The organism is Skermanella aerolata KACC 11604 (assembly GCF_000936425.1).
In the GTDB taxonomy this organism is placed as follows: domain Bacteria; phylum Pseudomonadota; class Alphaproteobacteria; order Azospirillales; family Azospirillaceae; genus Skermanella; species Skermanella aerolata.
The window spans coordinates 1-818 of the sequence record NZ_AVFK01000182.1 but is presented as its reverse complement, the minus strand read 5'-3'; the positions used below and the strand labels follow the sequence as shown (position 1 = coordinate 818).

The following is an 818-nucleotide window of genomic DNA, read 5'->3' as shown; positions in this document are numbered from 1 at the left end:
GCCCTGATGGCGCCGGCGGCCGAGCAGAAGTCCCTGCAGCTCCGCATCGACCTTGATCCCCGGCTGCCCTGCTGGCTGATGGGCGACAGCCTGCGGCTGCGCCAGGTCATCCTCAACCTGCTGGGCAACGCGGTGAAGTTCACCGAGCGCGGCTCGGTGACGGTGACCGCCCGTCCCCGGGAGTGTCGGGAAGGTGGCCGGGTGCTGGTGCTCGAGGTCGCCGACAGCGGCATCGGGATCACGGCCGAGGCCCAGGCGGCGCTGTTCGAGCGCTTCGTCCAGGCCGACGGCGCCACCGCCCGGCGCTACGGCGGCGCCGGCCTCGGCCTGGCGATCAGCCGCGAGCTGGCCGGGCTGATGGGAGGCGATCTGGTGCTCTCCAGCCAACTCGGCCTGGGCACCACGGTCACCCTGACGCTGCTGCTCGATCAAGTCGACCCACCGGCCCGGTCGTTACCCGCGGCCGCTCCGGCGGGTGCGGCTGCCGGGCCTGCACCGGCGCATATTCTGCTGGTCGAGGACGTGCCGCTGAACCGGGAGCTGGCGGTGGCGATCCTGACCGGAGCGGGCCACCGGGTCGATGTCGCCGGCAACGGCCAGGAGGCGGTCGAGGCGGCGCGGAGCCGGCGCTACGACCTTGTGCTGATGGACGTCCAGATGCCGGTGATGGACGGTCTGGCGGCGACCCGGGCGATCCGCCGGGATGAGGAGAGCCGGGGACACAGCGCCGTGCCGATCCTGGCATTGACCGCCGGCGTCTTCCCGGCCCAGATCGAAGCGTGCCGGGATGCCGGCATGAACGGCCACCTGGCCAAACC

At 72.5% G+C, this 818-nt stretch carries 1 protein-coding gene; it reads left to right on the top strand.

Annotation, left to right across the window (positions count from 1 at the left end; translation table 11 throughout):
- On the top strand, nucleotides 1–818 hold an 818-nt coding region (locus tag N826_RS39100; RefSeq protein WP_044438045.1), incomplete at both ends, for an ATP-binding protein.